Source organism: Maribacter stanieri (assembly GCF_900112245.1).
GTDB classification, from domain to species: Bacteria; Bacteroidota; Bacteroidia; order Flavobacteriales; family Flavobacteriaceae; genus Maribacter; species Maribacter stanieri.
Map to the genome: position 1 here is coordinate 1,868,469 of NZ_FOYX01000001.1, position 20,268 is coordinate 1,888,736.

Sequence of the window (20,268 nt, forward strand, 5' to 3'; positions counted from 1 at the left end):
ATCAAAATCTTTTCTTTTGTATAGGTATTGCACATACTTAGGTACAATTTTTGTCGTTATCACATGTGATAACGGTACTTCTAAATAGTAACAGAACACTATGCTTAAAAAAATCACCGCTTTTATTCCAATGGTACTCGGTTTGGTCGCATTGACCACAGCCCAAGAGTCTAAGATTTACACCCATGAACAAAAAGCATTTCAAGACGCGCTAGCGCTTTACAACAACGAACAATATCAAGCGGCACAGACCATTTTTGAAAAGGTCAAAGTGTCTACAAAAGACGAGGAGACTGCTGCCAATAGTGCATATTATGCAGCCAATGCGGCAGTACGCCTAAACCAGATCGGTGCAGATCGATTAATGGAAGATTTTGTTGAAAAATATCCTACGTCTACCAAGCGTAATTCTGCTTTTGCAGATGTGGCAGAATATTATTTTCAGACAGGGAAATATCCTTATGCTTTAAAATGGTACGACAAGGTTGACCAGAACTCATTGTCTCGTGGTGAGCTGGATAAGTTCAATTTCAACTATGGGTATTCGCTATTCTCATCCCGTAAGACAAAACAGGCAGAAAAGTATCTTGAAAAGGTAACTACTTCTCAGGTATATGGGTCTCAGGCAAAATATTACTTGGGGTATATCTCTTATCAAGAAGATGATTACGAAACGGCAAATCAGCGTTTCGATCAAATTACCGATCAAGATGTTTTAGAAGAGAAGTTGAGCTATTACCAGGCAGATATGAATTTTAAACTTGGTAAGTTCGAAGAGGCAATTGCCGTGGCTAAAAAACAAATACCAAAATCTGATAGAAGGGAAGTTTCTGAACTAAACAAGATTATAGGGGAAAGCTATTTTAACCTGAAGCAATACGAAAATGCAATTCCGTATTTAACCGAGTATAATGGTAAAGGTGGTAAATGGAGCAATACCGATTACTACTACCTGGGTTATGCTTATTACAAGGGAGGAGATTATGCGAGTGCTATAGCCCAATTCAATAAAATTATTGGCGGTACCAATAGCGTTGCACAGAATGCTTACTACCATTTAGCAGAGTGTTATTTAAAGCTTGATAAAAAGCAAGAAGCATTGAACGCTTTCCGTAATGCTTCTCAAATGGATTACAGTGCCGAGATTCAGAAAGATGCATTTTTAAATTATGCACGTTTGAGTTATGAGGTGGGTAATGCCTATGAGCCGGTACCACAGGTAATAACTAATTACTTGAAAACTTACCCGAAAGATGAGCATCAAGAAGAAATGCAGACCTTATTGGTAGATTCATACATTACTTCAAAGAATTTTGAGGGCGCAATGCAATTGCTAGAAGAGAATAAGAATTATGCTAGTAAAGCGGTATATCAAAAAGTAGCTTACTATAGAGGTATTGAACTTTTTATGGAAGGTGATTACAATGCTGCAGCAGAGAATTTCGGTAAATCTTTAAACAGTGCAGAAGATATGTTGTTCAAAGCAAGAGCAAATTATTGGAAGGCGGAAGCTGATTATAATAGCAACAGATTTGATGATGCCGCAAAAGGATTTTTAGCTTTTAAGAATAATCCGTCAGCAAAAAATACAGAAATGTATGCCGATGTAGATTATAACTTGGCATATGCATACTTCAAGCAAAAAGATTATACCGATGCTATTACCTATTACAATGCATTTACCGCTAACGGAAATGCAGAGGTAGAGAAATTGCATGATGGATTTTTAAGATTGGGAGATAGCTACTACGCTACTAGTAAATACTGGCCAGCTATTGAAACATATAACAAAGCACTTGCATTAACAGGTCCTGAGAAAGATTATGCTTTCTACCAAAAAGCAATGAGCTACGGTTATGTTGATAGAGGTGCAAGCAAAATTGAGAATTTAGAGGAGTTCGTAAACCAATACCCGAGATCTAGTTTTAAAGATGATGCCTTGTTTGAGCTGGGTAACACCTATGTATCGCAAGGGCAAGAGAACAAAGGTCTTGAGGCTTATGATAGATTGATTAGTGAATACAGAGGTAGCTCTTTAGTGCCACAAGCATTAATGAGACAAGGTCTGGTTAATTATAATGCGAGTAGAAACGAAGCTGCTTTAGCGAAGTTTAAAACTGTTGTTCGTGATTTTCCAAAAACACAAGAAGCCATACAAGCGGTAGCTACTGCAAAATTGGTCTATGTTGACATGGGGCAAGTAAACGAATATGCAGAATGGGTACGCGGACTTGATTTTGTTGAGGTGACCGATGCCGAATTAGACAACGCCACTTTTGATGCTGCGCAAAAGCAGAATTTAGAGGGTAATGTAGATGCTGCTATTAAAGGGTATAAAAATTACATTCAGCAATTCCCAACTGGATTACATGCTGTTGACGCCAACTTTAGTCTAGCACAATTGTACTTTGGTAAAGGGGAGAAAGAATCGGCTTTACCATATTATAAATATGTTGCCGATAGAAGTACAAGTGAGTATGCAGAACAAGCATTAACCCGTGTTTGCGAGGTTTATATTTCTAAAGATGACTACCAAATTGCTTTGCCATATTTATTGAAATTAGAGAGTCAGGCAAATATTCAGCAGAATAGAACATTTGCACGCTCTAACTTAATGAAAGGCTATTATGGTGAGAAGAATTATCCAAAGACTTTAGAGTATGCCGACAAGGTATTGTCTACACCAAGTATAGATAATAGAATTAAGAGTGATGCACATATTATGATCGCTAGATCTGCCATTGCTACCAATGACGAGCAAAAAGCAAAGTCAGCATATGCAGAGGTTTTAAAAATTGCATCTGGGGCTACGGCTGCAGAAGCATTATACTATGATGCCTATTTTGAGCATAAAGATGGTGCTTATGAAAACTCAAATGTCGCCGTACAAAAACTGGCTAAAGACTATGCGGTTTATAAAGAGTGGGGTGGTAAAGGTTTAGTGTTAATGGCTAAGAATTATTATGCACTAAATGATGCCTACCAAGCAACTTATATTCTTGAAAGTGTGATTACAAATTTTAGTCAATATCCAGAAATTGTATCAGAGGCAAGGGCAGAGCTTGCTATTATAAAGTCGAAAGAGGCTAAGAGTAACTCATCAGTTGATCCTAATTAAAAACTACGTACACCAGTAAAAGAACACCTATGTACAACAAACATATATTTGCGCTTATTTTTTTAACGCTTGGTTTTCAAGTTGTTTTTGCTCAAGAGGAGGAAAAGGATTTGGGAACGGAGACCGTAACGGTTACCAAAGCATATACGCCAACCGTTTCAGATGCTTTTAAAATTAAATCGGTTCCTAATATGAACGATTCTATCGTACTACAGAAAAAACCGATTACCTATAGCATTTTTTCAGTGCCTGTAGCGTCTACGTTTACACCATCTAAAGGCACGGCATCTAAAGTGGAAAGATTGCCGCCGCCAGTACTATATAATTCGTATGCTTCTTTAGGAGCAGGCTTATATGGTAATGTATTGGGTGAATTTTATACCAGTAGAACCATTAATAGAGATGAAAATTTTGATATTGGTTTCAATCATTTATCCTCACGAGGTGGAATTGATGGTGTTGAGTTGAATGATACTTTTTATGATACCAGATTAGATGCATCATATGCAAAACGCGACCGCGATTTAGATTGGGGAGCGGCAATTGGGCTACAACATCAATTATATAATTGGTACGGTATAGAGCCAGGCGTGTTCAGTGAAACAGTTATTAATAGTATAGACGAACGTCAGAACTATTTTATGGGTGAGGCAAGTGGTCACATCAATGTAGAAGATGCTTATTTTAAAAGAGCGGACTTAACTTACCGTAGATTTTTTAATGCTGTAAGTTCTGGAGAAAACAGGGCTATCTTTAATACAGGTTTTGAGTTTCCTGTAAACGACGAGGTATTCAATGCCAAGGTAAAAGTTGATTATGTGGGCGGTACTTTTGAGAACGCAGATGTTAGCAGTACTACTAATGACAATGGAATTTCTTATGGAAATTTACAAGTAGGTGTTAATCCGTCTTTAAAAATGTTACGTGATGACCTATCATTGAACTTGGGAGTGAATTTAGTATACGGAATGGATTTAGAGAATAGCGAAAGTAACTTCTATATCTATCCTGCGGTAACCGCATCATATCGTTTGTTAGATGAATCTGTTATTGCTTATGGTGGTGTTACGGGTGAGTTGAAGCAGAATTCTTATTATGATTTTGTGGAAGGCAATCCGTTTGTTTCTCCAACGCTAACCGTTGCTCCAACAGATAGTCAGTATAATGCCTATGTCGGCTTTAAGGGGCAATTATTGCCAAATTTAAGTTATAACGTTAAAGGGTCTTATTCGGCAGAAAATAACAAACCATTATATGTTTTAAACCCTAGAAACGATTTTAGGTCTGATGAGAAAGGGTATTATTACGGAAATTCATTTGATCTGTTTTATGATGATATAAAGACATTGGGCATATTTGGGGAATTGAATGTTGACGTAAACCGTAATTTCACTTTGGGTGTTAATGCTGAGGTTTATGACTATAATACAGAAACGGGAAACCCAGCTTGGAACTTGCCAAACTTAAAAGCATCTCTTTTTATGGATTATCAGATTGGAGAAAAATGGTATGCGGGAGCTAATTTATTTTATGTTGGCGAACGTGATGATTTTTCATCAAACGTAATTCAGAATGCACTGCCTAGCGATTTTCCTGCTACACAAATTACTTTAGACGGCTTTTTCGATGCAAATGCGCATATTGGCTATCGCTATACAGATCAATGGTCTTTCTTTATAAAAGGGGCAAACCTATCTAATAATGATTACCAACGTTGGGCTAATTTTCAAGTTCAAGGTATTCAGGTTTTGGGAGGAGCAACGTATAAGTTCGATTTCTAGAATCTTATAAAATTTATATTTCAAAAAGCCCTTCTATTTATTTAGAAGGGCTTTTTGATATGTCTAATCTTAATTTTATAGGATTTCTGTACTTTAGGGAATCTGTACCATACTCATGTTAGCTAAAACTCAACATATAAAACTTTTACTATCGCTACTGTTTGTTATGCCTTTCTTTGGGGTTGCACAAAACCTGGTTCTAAATCCTAGTTTTGAAAGGTATATAAATTGCCCTGTTAAATTGGGGAATCTAGAAAAGGATGTTGAAGATTGGAATATGCCTACACTTGGTTCTACAGATTATTTTAATGGTTGTAGTAAAGTCATGGGTACTCCCGAGAATTTCAATGGCCAGCAACCAGCTAATTTTGGAGTTGGCTATGTTGGGTTTTATATGTATGCCCCAAACGATTATCGCGAGTATATAGAAGCACAAATGAGTTCTACTTTAAAGAAGGGGGAACAATATAATATCTCATTTTATGTAAGCCTGGCAGAACGTTCAGATTTTGCAGTAAAGGAATTTGGTATACGGTTTACCGAGCTTCCTGTTTCCGTAGAGACGAGTAAAGTATTGTCTGGCTTGCATTTTTCTAAACTACAAGGAGATATATCCGAAGAACTTGAAATCACATATTCAAAGTATTATTCCGATGAAATAAAATGGGTTAAGCTAACTACAGAATATGAGGCTACCGGAACTGAAAATTATATGATTATCGGTAATTTCAAGAATAATAAACGGACACAGAAATATCAAACAAAAAGAAAAATTACCAAAGGGTCTTACTACTATCTTGATATGGTCTCAGTAAAGAATGTTAATTCAAAAAATGAAAATGTAATAGTCTCCAATGATAGAGAATATCAACTAGATAGTATTCATGTTTTTAAAGATATCTACTTTAATTTCAATAAATCTAAAATTAGAGGAAACCACCAACAAGAAATGGAGTCGCTATTGTCTTACTTGAAGTCAAATACAGATATTAATATTAAGATTATAGGTCATACGGATAATAAAGGCACTGATGTTTTTAATCAAAAATTATCCATAAAACGAGCTTCTGAAATAGTAGCTTATTTAAGTAAAAATGGAATCCCTGAAAAAAGAATCACTACAGAAGGGCATGGTAGCCTAAAACCCATTTTTACTAATAATACTGAAGCCGGTAGATTTCTCAACCGGCGTGTAGAATTTGTTCTTAGTAAAAAAGATTAGTAATCTGAATATTCAGTAGGGTACAAAAGATAAATATCTGCATGGCTAACCGTGTTTTGGTATTTGTCGATTACTGAAATTTCTTTCCATTTATCAGAAGACCCAAAGTCTTTCCAAAGTGCATCTCTCTTTTCCATGTTGGTAAAAGTGGTCATATACATTAGGTTAGGCATTTTGTCGCCAGAGATAACATCTGCATAAAAAACGGCATTGAAGCCTAGGCTTTCAAAAAGTTCAACTTCACCGCCTTCATTAAACATATTAACTTTTCTATTGTACATGGCTTCTGTTGGGCCTTCATAGCTTCGTAACTCGTAAACCCTATCAACACGTTTGCCCTCAACCTTACTAGGCTTCATTTTTGGCATATCAGGAAAAGCTCTCAATAGTATCGAGCTTATTCTTTCATATGGTTTTTTGTCATGTGTAGCATTTATGTATTCAGCACCTGCAGATAAATGTGTTTTGTCTACTGCAAGCATCGACTCCAATTTGTCAAACTCGGCTAATGATTGAAACGGAATCAGTACATAAATTTTGTCACTTACCTTAAACTTATCAGGTCTAACCTTAAAGACGCCTACAGGTTTAATACCCATTCTTTTTAAAGCAGGTAAATACGCATGTTCTAAGTAATTGTCGACCATTTTTTCTTGGTCGTCATTTTTAATGGTATAGGTTTTTAGTTCGTAGTACTCTTTTTCTTGAGCATAACCAGAAATTGATGAGATAACCATAATCAAAAGTGTAAGCAATGGTAACCGAAATGTATTCTTCATGAAGTTGTGAGTTTGTTTTAGAATTAGAAAGTTAATCATAAAAAAAATGATGCCTATGATGTATTTTTGTAGTAGTAATTTTTCTATGTCAAACTTCCTTAAAAAATCATTAATTGATCCAGCCAAAAGTCCCGTTTTTTATGGTTATGTAATTCTGGTAATTGGTACAATTGGTATCTATTGTAGTATTCCCGGGCAAACAATTGGGGTATCCGTTTTTACAGATCCGGTAAAAGATGCACTGGGGCTTTCTAGAAATCAGTTTAGTAATGCTTATATGATTGGTACCATTGTTAGCTCTTTAGTTATAGGTAGGGCAGGAGTTTGGTTTGATGTCTATGGCGCAAGATATGTAGCTTTCTTTGCATCACTTTCATTAGGTGTAACCCTGTTTTTATGTTCATGGTCTGCGGTAATGAGTTCATATATTAAAGAAGTGCTTTCTGTGGATACATGGATGGTACCTTTTACGTTAATGACGGTCCTTTTTTTCTTATTGCGTTTTGCTGGGCAAGGTGTATTGACCATGGCTTCACGAAATGTAATCATGATATGGTTCGATAAAAATAGAGGCAAGGTAAATTCGTTTAGTAGCGTAGCACTTTCTTTTGGGTTTTCTTCATCTCCATTATGGGTAAATGCCTTAATTGAAGGATATGGTTGGGAGAGTACTTGGCAGTTTTTGGCAATTGGCTTACTAGTTTTTAGTATGTTTATTTATACTTTTTATAAAATATCTCCTGAGAAACATGGTTTGTTACCAGACGGCGCAAAATCACTAACTGTAGAAGAGGAAGAGAAGAAAATAGTTCCTAAACAATTTACACTTGAAGAAGCAAAAAAAGAAAGGGCTTTCTGGATGTATGGTTTAACCCTTGCTTTCAATAGTTTTTTTATAACTGGACTAACTTTTCATGTAGTATCAATTTTTACTCATGAAGGTTTTGTGAAAGAGGATGCAATTGCTATTTTCTTACCAGGCTCAATGGTAGCGGTAACGGTATCTACTTTGTTTAATTTTCTAAGTGATTATTTACCATTAAAACTGTATTTATACCTTATGCTACTTGGTGGTTTTTTAGCATCCTTAGGGTTCTTGTTTCTATCTACGGCTGCTGGTGTACCTATGTTAATTGCTGGTTTTGGTATTCTTGGCGGATTCTTTGCAGTGCTTAATGCAGTGGCATGGCCTCGGTTTTTTGGCAGGGCTCATTTGGGTAGTATTACCGGTAAAATAATGAGTATTTTAATTTTAGCGAGTGCTTTGGCACCAAGTATTTTTAGTCTATGCCTCTCTACATTTGGGTCTTATAAAATGGTAGGGTACTTAGGTTTGGCTTTCTTAATATTTTTGGTAATAGCCTCTGTTAAGGCAGATAATCCGCAATAAGTAGTCATTTTGAAAACTTAATGCTTAACATCTTGCAGTTCAAGTAGAAATCGATTTATCTTTACAGTAAAATAGTACAAATGGATTTGAATTTAGCAGTATTAATTGATGGTGATAATATTCCGTCTGCCTACGTAAAGGAAATGATGGAGGAGATTGCTAAATATGGCAACCCAACTATAAAACGTATTTATGGTGATTGGACCAACCCAAGATTAGGAAAATGGAAAAATGTATTGCTTGAAAATGCAATTACTCCCATTCAACAATATGGTTACACCCAGGGGAAAAATGCTACAGATTCTGCCATGATTATTGATGCTATGGATATTCTGTATACTGGTAAGGTTAATGGCTTTTGTATTGTTAGTAGTGATAGTGATTTTACTAGGTTGGCTACTAGATTAAGAGAAGCAGGTATGCAGGTCTTTGGTATTGGTGAACGCAAAACACCTAATCCGTTTATTGTTGCTTGCGATAAGTTTATTTATATAGAAATTCTTAAAAGCAGAACTGAAGAAGAATCATCTGATACAGCTGATAAGACACCTGCCGAAAAAAATACTGTTGATAAGATTACCCCAAAAGCATTACGTTTTATAGCTACTACAATTGATGATGTTGCAGATGACGATGGTTGGGCATTTTTAGGTGATGTTGGTAGCTTACTACAAAAGAAGCAACCAAACTTTGATTCTCGTAACTACGGTTTTCAAAAATTAACTCCATTAATCAACTCAATTCCTCATTTTGAAATTGAACGTCGTGAAGATTCCAAAGGGCGTAAAAAATTAATTTACGTGAAAATTAAGGAGAAGGGTAATTCTAAATCCAAAAAATAAATCGTTTTCATTTTTCAGTAAAATTGCAGCAGAACAATCTTATTAGTTTTTGTATTTTTCCATACAAATTCTGACATCATGATTCGTACGCTTTGGCTTTTGTTATTTATTGTTGTTTTTAATTCCTGTAAGGATATTTCAAAGCAAGATAAACCCATTATACAAAAACCTATAGCTGATGTTTTTGCTGAGTTTTATGAATTCAAGAAAAGCATCAATCCTATAGAGGCTACAAAGGCTGGGTATTCAAAATATAATGATACCATAGCTAACTATATTTCTGACGACTACATCTTACATTTAAAAGACCGCTACACTTACTTTTTAGATGAATTAGGTAAATATGATTCTACCCAAATAAGTTCAGAAGATTATATGAGTATGCGAGTAATGGAGTGGGACTGTACTGTTAAATTAGAAGGGGTAATGAATCCTATGGTTACCGTTGCATCTCCTATTTATGACTTGCCAAGTTTTGAATTAATGCCGCTTTTTCAAATACAATCTTTGCATTTGTATGTTGCGCAATTAGCAAGTGGTGTAAGTGTACAGCCATTTAAATCCATAGAAGATTATAACAATTGGTTAAGTAGGTTAGATGATTACTTGATTTTTTTAGATACTTCCATTGATAAAATGAAAAGAGGTATGGATACGGGCGTTGTTTTGCCAAAGGTTTTAACGCTTAAAATGTTGCCTCAAGTTCGGTCGTTCATTGATGTTCCACTTGAAGAGAATCTTTTTTATCAGCCCGTATTAAATTTCCCTGATGGACTATCAGATGTTGATATGGACATTATAACAAGTAATTATGCAGCGTTTATAAAAGATAAACTGACACCAAAGTATGAAATGTTAAATACATTTTTGACAGAGGAATATTTACCTGTTTGCAGAGATACGGACGGACTACAAGATTTGCCTAATGGAAAAGAAACATATCAATATTTAATAAAATTACATACGACTACCAACATGAATGCTGATGAAATTCATGAACTTGGCTTGTCTGAAGTGGCTCGTATTTCAAAGGAAATGGATTCCGTTAAAAATGAAATTGGTTATAAAGGCGATTTAAAATCGTTCTTTAATTCATTGAGAAATAAAAAAGAATTGATGCCATTTTCAAAACCAGAACAGGTAATAGAAAGTTTTAATGCTATAAATAACCGTATTGCCTTACGTATAGATTCATTATTTAACCTAACTCCTAAAGCTGGCTTTAATGTCAGGAGAACAGAAGCCTTTAGGGAAGCATCTGCAAGTGCAGAGTATGTGCCAGGATCGAAAGACGGATCTAGAGCCGGTATATTTTATGTTCCAATTCCTGATGCTAAATCATATAACGTTGTGCATGATGAGGCGCTGTTTTTACATGAAGCTATACCTGGACACCATTTTCAATTAAGCTTACAGCAAGAGAATACCAATCTGCCGGAATTTTTACATCCAGAAAGTATGGGTGTTTTTGTAGAAGGTTGGGCATTGTATGCAGAATCGTTAGGTAAAGAGTTGGGTATTTACACTGATCCGTACCAATATTTTGGAATGTTAAGTATGGAGATGCATAGGGCAATAAGATTGGTAGTAGATACGGGGTTGCATGCTAAAGGTTGGACAAGAGAAAAAGCAATTGAATACTCCCTTGATAACGAAGCAGAATCTGAAGAAAGTATAATTGCTGAAATTGAGCGTTATATGGCAACACCAGGTCAAGCCCTATCCTATAAAATGGGTCAATTGAAAATTAGGGAATTAAGAACGAAGGCAGAAAAAAGCTTAGGCTCTAATTTTAATATTAAGGAATTTCATAGTCAAATTTTAAATTCAGGTAGTTTACCTTTGGTTTTATTGGAAGAAAAAATAAATAATTGGATTGTACTACAACAAAAATAATGTAGTTAAAGCCTTACAATTAAATAAAATATAAAAATAAAATCGACGTTTAGTTTACATAGTTAACATAACCATTAATGAAAATTACCCGTTTTATATTTCAAGGAGTACTACTAGTATTTGTTTTTTGCTCATTTTCAACAATTGAATCTAATAGAACTACCTATTCTAATCAACAAATATTAAATGAAACTACTACTAATGATTCTGTAGTGGGCGTGTGGAAATATTCGATGTCTAATGTTGATGCACCTTATGAGAATGGGGTATTCTTTATTACTCAAAAAGAAGACTCTTATGATGTGGCCTTAAAATTATCTACAGGTATACTAACAGGTCAAGATGTAATTGTAACTGAAAACGGCATTGATTTCAATGTAAATTTTGAAGGATTAAAACGTGTTTCTTTTGTGCTAATAGTCAAAGGAGATAAAATTATGGGAGAGACCTTTTCTGAAATAGGCTCCAGTGAAATTTATGGAGTGCGTCAAATTCCAGGGCGTTAAAGATTTAAATCTTTCCAAAAAAATACTTAGTTTTCAATATAATTTAAAGAGGGTGGTATGCCCATGCTTTAATGATTTTGCTAACTAACTATTCTATTTTGAAAAAACTACTTCCTGTTCTACTTGTATTGTTGTCTGGTTGCGAACTCATGAAAGAGAAAGTTGACCTTGTTATTGTAAACGCTAAGGTTTATACTGTTGATGATTCTTTTTCTGAAGCACAAGCATTTGCTGTGCAAGATGGTAAATTTATTGCCGTTGGTACTACAGATGAAATTAGAGATGTGTATACTTCTGATCAGTTAATTGATGCAGATGGTAGGGCAATTACCCCTGGTTTAATTGATGCACATTGCCATTTTTATGGATTAGGACTTACCCAGCAAATAGTAGATTTAGTAGGAACTACAAGTTTTAAAGAGGTGTTGGAGCGTGTAAGGGCTTTTCATACTGCCAACCCAAAGTCGTTTGTTAGAGGTAGAGGTTGGGATCAGAATGATTGGGAAATAAAGGAATTTCCGACCAAAGCACAATTAGATACTATTTTTCCAGATATACCTGTTGCCTTAGAACGTGTGGATGGTCACGCCTATTTGGTAAACCAAAAGGCTTTAGATATGGCTGGTATAGATTGGAGTACCAAAGTTGAAGGTGGTGAAATCGTAAAATTATGGAAGAATGGTTTTTCTGGTATTACTGGAATTTTAGTAGACAACCCAATGACGCTTATTGATAGTATAATGCCATTGCCATCTCTAGAAGATAATATTAAGGCGTTGAAAGATGCGGAGAGAATTAGTTTAAACCATGGACTTACCACCGTTAACGATGCAGGTTTAAGTAGAAGTACTATAGAATTGATCGATAGTCTTCAGCAAGCTGGCGAATTGTCAATTAGGGTATATGCTATGGTAAGCAATAATAAAGAAGATGTAGATTATTTTATAAATAAAGGTCCTATAAAAACTGATAGATTAAATGTTAGGTCTATAAAGGTTTATGGTGATGGAGCTTTAGGTTCTAGAGGGGCTGCGCTAAAAGAAGAGTATAGTGATTTGCCTGGTCATTTTGGAGCTATGATTACTCCCGTTGAAGATATTGAGGCTTTGGCAGAAAAACTTGCATTATCAGAATATCAAATGAATACGCATGCTATTGGCGATTCTGCCAATATTGCGGTATTAAGAGCCTATAAAAAAGTGTTGCAAGGTAAATCTGATAGGCGATGGAAAATTGAACACGCTCAAGTATTAACAGAGGGGGATTTTGATTATTTTGAAGATGGTATTATTCCTTCGGTACAACCAACACATGCAACTAGCGATATGTATTGGGCTGAAGACCGCTTGGGAGAACGCGTAAAAGGTGCTTATGCCTATAAAACATTGTTGAATAAAGCGGGAACCATAGCTTTAGGAACCGATTTTCCTGTAGAAAATGTAAGTCCGTTTTTAACTTTCTACGCAGCAGTTGCTCGTATGGACACTAGTGGGTATCCAAAAGGAGGTTTTCAAATGGATGAAGCATTGTCTAGGGAAGAAGCCTTAAAAGGGATGACAATTTGGGCAGCATATTCCAATTTTGAAGAAGATGAAAAAGGAAGTATAGAGGCAGGAAAATTTGCCGATTTTGTGATTTATGATAAAGATATGATGACTGTACCGGTAGAGGAAATTCCTACCATTCGTGCAGAACAAACTTTTATAAGTGGTATAGTTAGATAAAAGTATATGCTTAAAAAAAAAGCCTCGGTCCATGACCGAGGCTTTTTTAATTTATATGAATTGCTAAATTACATAGTAATAGGAACAGCAACTCTTGTTTTGTCCCAGCCCATTACTAATTGAGCACCACCGTTAGCATCTTTGAATGCGATAGAGAATTCTTCAAGAGATGAGGTGTCAGAACCATTAGGCACTGTCACACGAGCAACATCAGCAGCTTCATCGTAAAAATAAGAACCCCATTGGTTTAAGTTTTTGTTTAAAATAACTGTCCACTCGTCTGCACCTGGTATAGTGAATAATGAATATGTACCAGCTTTAACATCTTTTCCACCGAATTTTACATCTTTGTAAAATGTAATTTCAGGAGCTTCATTTGCTCCTGTTCTCCAAACTTTTCCTGTTGGAGCTAATTCTTCCATAGAACGACCTTTTAATTGTGGTCTTCCGTAAATGATACGAACAGCCTTTTCAGATACCTTGTAATCTGTTGGGTAAGCAGCCATATCCATTGGGCTCTTGTCGATTCCTGAGAAATCTTGAGCAGATACCGTAGTGGTTAAAACTATGGCTAAAATTAATGTTGCGAGTGTAAATACTTTTTTCATAATAATTGTTTTGGTTTTCTAGGTCATAAAACTAAGCAGTTCCTTACAGTCCTATTAATAAAAAGAAGTTAAATTTTAGATAGTTACATTTCAACAGGTTTTAAACAGAATAAAGTTAAAAAACCTTTGAATTTGAACTGAATATCATTTTTATTATTACAATATGTAAGCATAATTCAAGTATATGTTTGTTAATTGAAACTATAAATAGATATTTGTATTCGAATTGATATAATAATTAGATTATGTGTGGAATTGTATGTGCATTTGATGTTAAGGAAAGTACAGAAGTACTTAGGCCTCAACTTTTAGAAATGTCAAAGAAAATAAGACATAGAGGTCCAGATTGGAGTGGCATCTATGCAGATGATAAAGCTATATTGGCGCATGAGCGTTTGGCTATTGTTGATCCAGCTTCTGGAAAACAACCTTTATTGAGTCCTAATGGTAAATTGATATTAGCTGCCAATGGTGAAATATATAATCATAGAGAGTTACGTAAGCAATTTGAAGGTAAGTACGATTTTCAAACGGAGTCTGATTGTGAAGTTATTTTGGCTTTATACCAAGAAAAAGGAGTAGACTTTTTAGATGAGATGAATGGTATTTTTGGCTTCACTATTTATGATGCTGAAAAAGATGAATATTTTGTGGCTCGTGATCACATGGGAATTATTCCATTGTATATGGGCTGGGATAAGAACGGTACATTTTATGTTGCTTCTGAATTAAAAGCTTTAGAAGGTACATGTACCAAAATAGAATTGTTCCCTCCAGGACATTATTTACATAGTTCTGACGGAGAATTAAAAAGATGGTACTCTAGAGATTGGATGGAGTATGATGCGGTAAAAGATAACGCAACTAGTATACAAGAGATTAAAGAAGCATTAGAAGCAGCTGTTCACAGACAGTTAATGTCAGATGTACCTTATGGTGTATTATTATCAGGTGGTTTAGATTCTTCTGTAACCTCTGCCATCGCTAAAAAATATGCCCAAAAGCGTATTGAAAGTGGTGATACTACAGATGCTTGGTATCCACAATTGCATTCTTTTTCTGTTGGACTAGATGGATCACCAGATTTAGCAGCTGCTCAAAAAGTTGCAGATCATATTGGTACAGTACACCATGAAATTAAGTTTACTATTCAAGAAGGTTTAGATGCTATAAAAGATGTAGTGTATAACTTAGAGACTTATGATATTACTACAATTCGTGCTTCTACGCCTATGTATTTAATGGCTCGTGTTATTAAGTCGATGGGGATAAAAATGGTATTGTCAGGTGAAGGAGCAGATGAACTGTTCGGTGGATATTTATATTTTCATAAGGCACCAAATGCTAAAGAATTTCATGAAGAGACCGTTCGTAAATTAAGCAAGCTTCATATGTATGATTGTTTGCGTGCAAACAAATCTTTGGCATCTTGGGGTATAGAAGGTAGAGTTCCGTTCTTGGATAAAGAATTTATGGATGTAGCTATGCGTATTAACCCACAAGATAAAATGATCAACGGTGAGCGTATGGAGAAATGGGTTGTTCGTAAAGCTTTTGAAGATATGTTGCCAGAAAGTGTGGCATGGAGACAGAAAGAACAATTTTCTGATGGTGTAGGATATAGCTGGATTGATACCTTGAAAGTAGTGGTTAACGAAGAAGTAAGTGACGAACAGTTGGCAAATGCTAAATTCAGATTCCCTCTTCAAACACCAACATCAAAAGAAGAATTTTACTATCGTTCTATATTCGAAGAGCATTTCCCTTCAGATGCAGCTGCTTTGTGTGTGCCACAGGAAGCTTCTGTAGCTTGTAGTACCCAAATTGCTTTAGAGTGGGATGCAGCTTTCAAAAACATGAACGATCCTTCTGGTAGAGCTGTAGCAAATGTTCATTCAGATGCATATGTTAAACAATAGGGTTTGAATTAGTCATAGTATCTATTGTTAAAACCCCGTCTACTTAGTAGACGGGGTTACTTTTTATAGCACATATGAATCTAATGTTTTACATATTGTCTATCATTTGCTTTAATTTTTCTTTAGACTCTCCGGTCTTTTCTTGTATTCTACCAAGTAATTCATCAGATTTACCTTCAGCGTACTTTAGGTCATCATCTGTAAGGTCTGCATATTGTTGTTTAAGCTTACCTTTTGCTATATTCCATTTCCCTTTAAATTGCTCTTCATTCATGATATATTGTTTTAAGATTTATAGCTAAGTTAGTATCGATATGTAAATGAAATCTTAATATTTTTAGTATTCAATCGATAGCGCACACATTGATTTTGATACCGTTAATTATGGGCTGGGATTGTTAAGAGATCATTAATTTTTAAATGGATTTCTTGAGATGAAAATGTAATTGTACTGGCTCAATTTCGAAGTTATATCGGGAATTGCAGTATTCTTTTATCGTTTTACCTAAATAAATGAGGATTCAATAGTTATGTCTATTCTGTGTTTTAAAGAACAGACTGTAATTTTCCACAATAATTGTTGATAACTTACAATTGCTCAATTGCTAGAAAGTCCATATTTCATGGGGTATTGCGTATATTTGTAAGATTGCAAAATTTGAAGTAAAACAACCTTAATTTTATGAGCGAAGAAGCAAATAAGAAAAATTATTCGGCAGATAGTATTCAGGCCTTAGAGGGAATGGAGCACGTACGTATGCGTCCATCCATGTATATAGGTGATGTTGGGGTCCGTGGTTTGCACCATTTGGTATATGAAGTAGTAGATAACTCTATTGATGAGGCTATGGGTGGTCATTGTGACACTATTAGCGTAATCATAAACGAAGATAATTCCATAACCACAAAAGATAACGGTAGGGGTATACCTGTTGATCTTCATAAAAAAGAAGGTGTATCTGCATTACAGGTCGTAATGACCAAAATTGGTGCGGGTGGTAAATTTGATAAAGATTCTTATAAAGTTTCTGGTGGTCTTCACGGGGTTGGTGTTTCTTGTGTTAATGCACTTTCTGATCATTTGTCTGCAAAGGTATTTAAGGAAGGTGTTATTTGGCAGCAAGAATATTCTAGAGGTAAGGCTTTGTATCCTGTAAAACGTATTGGCGAAACTACAGAAAGAGGTACAGAGGTAACTTTTCACCCAGATGATACCATATTCACTCAAACAATAGAATATAGCTATGAGACTTTAGCCAATAGAATGCGTGAGCTTTCTTTCTTGAATAAAGGGGTAACCATTTCTATTACCGATAAGCGTCAGAAAGACGAAAAAGGGGAATATGTTGGTGAAACTTTTTATTCTGATGAAGGTCTTAAAGAGTTTGTTAAGTTTTTAGATGGTAACCGTGAGTCTTTGATTCAAGATGTTATTGCAATGGAAGGGGAAAAGAATGATATTCCTGTTGAGGTTGCAATGATTTATAATACGAGTTATACTGAAAATTTACACTCGTACGTAAACAATATTAATACACACGAAGGTGGTACGCATTTATCTGGTTTTAGAAGAGGTTTAACTTCTACTTTAAAGAAATATGCAGATGCTTCTGGAATGTTGGATAAATTAAAGTTTGAAATTCAAGGAGATGATTTCCGCGAAGGTTTAACTGCAATTGTTTCCGTAAAAGTTTCTGAACCTCAATTTGAAGGTCAAACTAAAACTAAATTAGGTAACCGTGAGGTTTCTGCGGCTGTTAGTCAAGCTGTATCGGAAATGTTGACCAATTACCTAGAGGAGCATCCAGATGATGCTAAAATTATCGTTCAAAAAGTAATTCTTGCAGCTCAGGCTAGACACGCAGCTTCTAAAGCGCGTGAAATGGTACAGCGTAAGAATGTTATGAGCGGTGGCGGATTACCAGGTAAATTATCAGATTGTTCTGAACAAGATCCTGAAAAATGTGAAATATTCCTTGTCGAGGGAGATTCGGCGGGTGGTACCGCAAAAATGGGTCGTGATCGTAATTTTCAAGCGATTCTTCCTTTAAGAGGTAAGATTTTGAACGTTGAAAAAGCCATGCAACATAAGGTTTTTGAAAATGAAGAAATCAAGAATATGTATACTGCTTTGGGTGTTACCATTGGTACAGAAGAAGATAGTAAGGCATTGAATCTTGCTAAACTAAGATATCATAAGGTAGTCATCATGTGTGATGCCGATGTCGATGGTAGCCATATTGAAACATTAATATTGACCTTCTTCTTCCGTTATATGCGAGAGTTGATTGAGAGTGGTCACGTTTATATTGCAACGCCGCCATTATACTTAGTGAAAAAAGGTCAGAAAAAGAGATACGCTTGGAGTGATAAAGAGCGTGACGAAATTGCTGAAAGCTACAGTGGTGGAGTTAGTATTCAACGATACAAAGGTCTTGGGGAAATGAACGCCGAGCAATTGTGGGATACTACTATGAACCCTGAGTTTAGAACCTTACGTCTAATTCAAATTGATAATGCGACAGAAACAGATCGTGTTTTCTCAATGCTTATGGGTGATGAAGTACCGCCTAGAAGAGAATTTATTGAGAAAAATGCTGTTTATGCAAACATTGACACATAGAAAATACCATTTACACAACAAAAACCTGCGTCTACGGCGCAGGTTTTTTAGTTTTAAGAAAATTTACAATTATGAAAAATTTACTTACTTGTGTTTTTCTTGGAACTTGTATAACGGCTACCGCACAAGCAGACTTTAATAATGTGCTATCAGCAGGCGTAGAGGATGCAGAAAGATTTACTACCGATTATATGGAACCACTCTCTGAAAGTGTGGTGTATAGTATTTCTACAGGATGGTACAATACGGCCGATGCAAAACCTTTAGGTGGGTTTGAAATCTCGATAGTTGGAAATATCACTGGTTTTAAAAATAAAGAGGATAAGAAGACTTTTCTTTTAGATCCAAATGATTATGAGAATCTAGATTTTGTTGATAATCCAGGTGTGGCAAGAGAGGTTTCTACTGCATTAGGTGATATTTCAGGAACAGAAATGTTCGTTGAAGGAGAAGTATTGGGTGTTACGGTTCGAGAGACGTTTGAATTACCATCAGGATTAGCTGGTGAAGATATTAATTTCGTTCCATCAGGCTATGTGCAAGCAAGTGTAGGCTTGATAAAAGGGATAGAGATAAAAGCAAGATTTCTTCCTAAAATGGAATACGAGGATGCTTCAATAGGTTTATACGGAATTGGTATTCAACATGATATTACCAAATTATTGCCTGCAGATAAAATTTTACCTGTTGCTATTTCTGCAGTTATTGGGTACACTAATATTAGTGGTGATTATGACCTGACCAATGCAAGGCTAATAGATGGAGAAAATCAGCGAATAGAGGCACAGATTAATAGTTGGGTATTTGGTGGCGTAGTTTCAACTAAACTCCCAATAATTAATTTCTATGGCGGTGTTAATTATATTACAGGAAAATCTGTTACTGATGTTCTTGGAACTTATAGGGTAACGAGTGGTCCTTTTGCATCAGAAACCTATGTAGATCCTTTTTCTATAACCAAGAAGGTGAGTGGTGTAACCGGTACTTTAGGTACTAAACTAAAATTAGGTTTTTTTAGGCTGAACGCTGAATATAATTTAGGAGAGTTTAATACTGCAACCGTAGGTATTAATTTCGGTTTTAGATAAAGACAAGTTATAAATTTAAAAAGGTCCGATAGAAATTATCTCTAATTCCGTCGGACCTTTTTTTGTGCTTTAAATAAGCGTAGGTAATACTTTTTAAAAGCTAAGTTAGAACAACAATGGGTATAAAAAAGACTGCCCAGATCCCTCCGGACAGCCTTTTTCCCATGGCCCTGTTAAAATCGTTTATTCCCTTATAGCCAATGTAGCACCATCTTTCTTTAGAAGATAGAATCCATCTTCAGTAGCTTTAATGGTAATTACATTGTTGGGCTTGCCGTCAAGACCTTTATACTCTACAGTATAAATATCGTCTTGCTTGGACCAGTTGAAATCTGTTTTTAAGGTAATGGTATTGCCGTCAATTTCATGATATCTTCCTAAGAACACATCATTGAAAATCCATTCTTTACGTACGGTTTGTTTCGCAGAATTTTCTGTTGTAATAGTGTTAGATTGAGACCATATCCCAATAATGGGGTCGGTATTCTGTTCTATCCTAGAACAGTTTGCAAGCAACACTATGGCACAAATGGCCAACAAAGAGAGGAACTTCTTAGTCATAAGTAGGTTAATTTAATTTTGGATTTGGGATCCACAGTTATTAACGTGATGAATTTTGTGTTATTACTTTAATTCGACGTATGGTAACTATTTGACGATTTCTTCGTTAAAGCGCAATTTTTTTTAACAAGACGTGTATTTTATCGATGTTTTTTAGGGCTTTCAAGAGTAATTAAATCACAGGTCCGATAGCATATTTTATCAATAAATA

15 protein-coding genes are annotated in these 20,268 nt (G+C 35.4%); 11 read left to right on the top strand and 4 right to left on the bottom strand.

The annotated features are described in order from the left end of the window. Positions 1–100 precede the first annotated feature (100 nt). The 3 genes from BM296_RS08090 to BM296_RS08100 all read left to right on the top strand — a co-directional run bounded on the left by BM296_RS08090 (position 101) and on the right by BM296_RS08100 (position 6,121). Positions 101–3,118, top strand: coding sequence for a tetratricopeptide repeat protein (locus BM296_RS08090; protein WP_091902588.1), 3,018 nt, complete (start codon positions 101–103; stop codon positions 3,116–3,118). A gap of 29 nt (positions 3,119–3,147) precedes the next feature. After that, on the top strand, positions 3,148–4,899 hold the full coding sequence (locus BM296_RS08095) for a TonB-dependent receptor (RefSeq protein ID WP_091902589.1): 1,752 nt from the start codon (positions 3,148–3,150) through the stop codon (positions 4,897–4,899). Positions 4,900–5,140: 241 nt separating this feature from the next. Continuing rightward, complete coding sequence (locus BM296_RS08100) at positions 5,141–6,121, top strand: OmpA family protein (RefSeq protein ID WP_245786982.1); 981 nt, start codon at positions 5,141–5,143, stop codon at positions 6,119–6,121. Here the strand turns inward: BM296_RS08100 and BM296_RS08105 are convergent. Continuing rightward, on the bottom strand, positions 6,118–6,900 hold the full coding sequence (locus BM296_RS08105) for an NIPSNAP family protein (protein ID WP_091902591.1): 783 nt from the start codon (positions 6,898–6,900) through the stop codon (positions 6,118–6,120). The genes BM296_RS08100 and BM296_RS08105 overlap by 4 nt on opposite strands. Before the next feature lie 85 nt (positions 6,901–6,985). On the opposite strand from BM296_RS08105, the gene BM296_RS08110 reads away from it, so the two are divergent. The 5 genes from BM296_RS08110 (at position 6,986) to BM296_RS08130 (ending at position 13,258) form a co-directional block, all read left to right on the top strand. Next, complete coding sequence (locus tag BM296_RS08110; protein ID WP_091902592.1) at positions 6,986–8,290, top strand: MFS transporter; 1,305 nt, start codon at positions 6,986–6,988, stop codon at positions 8,288–8,290. Between the two features lie 80 nt (positions 8,291–8,370). Continuing rightward, positions 8,371–9,132 (top strand): NYN domain-containing protein, encoded by a 762-nt coding sequence (locus BM296_RS08115; RefSeq protein WP_027064683.1) that lies wholly within the window; start codon positions 8,371–8,373, stop codon positions 9,130–9,132. A gap of 78 nt (positions 9,133–9,210) precedes the next feature. Next, a complete protein-coding gene (locus BM296_RS08120) occupies positions 9,211–11,028 on the top strand; it encodes a DUF885 domain-containing protein (protein ID WP_091902593.1) in 1,818 nt (605 codons plus the stop codon). A gap of 77 nt (positions 11,029–11,105) precedes the next feature. Then, positions 11,106–11,534, top strand: coding sequence for a hypothetical protein (locus BM296_RS08125; RefSeq protein ID WP_091902594.1), 429 nt, complete (start codon positions 11,106–11,108; stop codon positions 11,532–11,534). A gap of 98 nt (positions 11,535–11,632) precedes the next feature. Beyond that, entirely contained in the window at positions 11,633–13,258 is a 1,626-nt protein-coding gene (locus BM296_RS08130; protein ID WP_394365299.1) for an amidohydrolase, read from the top strand. Between the two features lie 68 nt (positions 13,259–13,326). Here BM296_RS08130 and BM296_RS08135 read toward each other — a convergent pair whose 3' ends face one another. After that, positions 13,327–13,866 carry a DUF2911 domain-containing protein gene (locus BM296_RS08135; RefSeq protein WP_091902596.1) on the bottom strand — a complete coding sequence of 180 codons (540 nt, stop codon included), beginning with the start codon at positions 13,864–13,866 and terminating at the stop codon, positions 13,327–13,329. Positions 13,867–14,111: 245 nt separating this feature from the next. On the opposite strand from BM296_RS08135, the gene asnB reads away from it, so the two are divergent. Next, positions 14,112–15,785: an asparagine synthase B gene (gene asnB, locus BM296_RS08140; protein WP_027064678.1), complete on the top strand. Its 1,674-nt coding sequence runs from the start codon at positions 14,112–14,114 to the stop codon at positions 15,783–15,785. A gap of 88 nt (positions 15,786–15,873) precedes the next feature. Here asnB and BM296_RS08145 read toward each other — a convergent pair whose 3' ends face one another. After that, positions 15,874–16,059 carry a CsbD family protein gene (locus tag BM296_RS08145; protein ID WP_027064677.1) on the bottom strand — a complete coding sequence of 62 codons (186 nt, stop codon included), beginning with the start codon at positions 16,057–16,059 and terminating at the stop codon, positions 15,874–15,876. A 408-nt stretch (positions 16,060–16,467) separates the two neighbouring features. On the opposite strand from BM296_RS08145, the gene gyrB reads away from it, so the two are divergent. Continuing rightward, entirely contained in the window at positions 16,468–18,408 is a 1,941-nt protein-coding gene (gyrB, locus tag BM296_RS08150; protein WP_091902597.1) for a DNA topoisomerase (ATP-hydrolyzing) subunit B, read from the top strand. Positions 18,409–18,479: 71 nt separating this feature from the next. Next, the gene (locus BM296_RS08155) at positions 18,480–19,496 is read left to right on the top strand and encodes a DUF6588 family protein (RefSeq protein ID WP_091902598.1); all 1,017 of its coding nucleotides are present in this window, start codon (positions 18,480–18,482) and stop codon (positions 19,494–19,496) included. Positions 19,497–19,679: 183 nt separating this feature from the next. Here BM296_RS08155 and BM296_RS08160 read toward each other — a convergent pair whose 3' ends face one another. Continuing rightward, positions 19,680–20,057, bottom strand: coding sequence for a hypothetical protein (locus BM296_RS08160; RefSeq protein WP_036145588.1), 378 nt, complete (start codon positions 20,055–20,057; stop codon positions 19,680–19,682). Between the last annotated feature and the right edge of the window lie 211 nt (positions 20,058–20,268).

Coding starts and splice junctions, on each gene's coding strand:
- BM296_RS08105 (WP_091902591.1), bottom strand. CDS start 6,900: ATGAAGAATACATTTCGGTTACCATTGCTTACACTTTTGATTATGGTT.
- BM296_RS08115 (WP_027064683.1), top strand. CDS start 8,371: ATGGATTTGAATTTAGCAGTATTAATTGATGGTGATAATATTCCGTCT.
- BM296_RS08155 (WP_091902598.1), top strand. CDS start 18,480: ATGAAAAATTTACTTACTTGTGTTTTTCTTGGAACTTGTATAACGGCT.
- gyrB (WP_091902597.1), top strand. CDS start 16,468: ATGAGCGAAGAAGCAAATAAGAAAAATTATTCGGCAGATAGTATTCAG.
- BM296_RS08160 (WP_036145588.1), bottom strand. CDS start 20,057: ATGACTAAGAAGTTCCTCTCTTTGTTGGCCATTTGTGCCATAGTGTTG.
- BM296_RS08120 (WP_091902593.1), top strand. CDS start 9,211: ATGATTCGTACGCTTTGGCTTTTGTTATTTATTGTTGTTTTTAATTCC.
- BM296_RS08090 (WP_091902588.1), top strand. CDS start 101: ATGCTTAAAAAAATCACCGCTTTTATTCCAATGGTACTCGGTTTGGTC.
- BM296_RS08110 (WP_091902592.1), top strand. CDS start 6,986: ATGTCAAACTTCCTTAAAAAATCATTAATTGATCCAGCCAAAAGTCCC.
- BM296_RS08145 (WP_027064677.1), bottom strand. CDS start 16,059: ATGAATGAAGAGCAATTTAAAGGGAAATGGAATATAGCAAAAGGTAAG.
- asnB (WP_027064678.1), top strand. CDS start 14,112: ATGTGTGGAATTGTATGTGCATTTGATGTTAAGGAAAGTACAGAAGTA.
- BM296_RS08135 (WP_091902596.1), bottom strand. CDS start 13,866: ATGAAAAAAGTATTTACACTCGCAACATTAATTTTAGCCATAGTTTTA.
- BM296_RS08125 (WP_091902594.1), top strand. CDS start 11,106: ATGAAAATTACCCGTTTTATATTTCAAGGAGTACTACTAGTATTTGTT.
- BM296_RS08095 (WP_091902589.1), top strand. CDS start 3,148: ATGTACAACAAACATATATTTGCGCTTATTTTTTTAACGCTTGGTTTT.